The sequence below is a fragment of the Paenibacillus sp. YAE3 genome (genome assembly GCF_057546105.1).
The window spans coordinates 1-552 of the sequence record NZ_BAAIYF010000047.1 but is presented as its reverse complement, the minus strand read 5'-3'; the positions used below and the strand labels follow the sequence as shown (position 1 = coordinate 552).

At 58.7% G+C, this 552-nt stretch carries 1 pseudogene; it reads right to left on the bottom strand.

The window, feature by feature from the left end:
• Positions 1 to 478, bottom strand: a pseudogene (locus AC27KL_RS28110) (transporter); the annotation flags it as partial.
• Positions 479 to 552: the final 74 nt, after the last annotated feature.

Genomic DNA, 552 nt, shown 5'->3' with positions numbered 1-552 from the left:
CATTCCAGCTTAACAGGGCGACTAGTCCCGGCAGCAGGACCATGAAGGCCATTTCATAGCGGATCGAGCTGATGCTTTCCCAGCTCGGGGCGGGTATCCATTGAAGCAGAGTGGCAGTCGCGACCACGCCAAAAGAGGCGCCTGTGCCGAGCAAGCACGTCAATGTCGAGTAGCGCAGCGTCGACCAGCCGCCAAAACGCGCGCTCCCCATCGAGTAGACGCCCCAGCCGACGACGCCTGTGAAGATGAGCAGCAGCGGGAAAAGCTGGTCGCTTGCCGTGACGAAGAAGGCCAGGCTCCCGTTTGTAATGACCAAGAGCGCCCCGGCCAAAGCGATGGCAATGCTCGTGATCGCATAAGCCGGCGGCCATTTTCTGGTATGCAGGGCAAGCAGCGCGATGGGGATCATCGGCATGAGCACTTCCATGATGGAGGCAGCGATCGTGCCTGTTTCTCCCATAAGCTTTTTCGCGCGATATTTTGGCGAAAATGGAGGATATGCACCGATTTTTTCATCAGACGTCCGTGCCGTCCGGCGTGCTTTCCATCGGC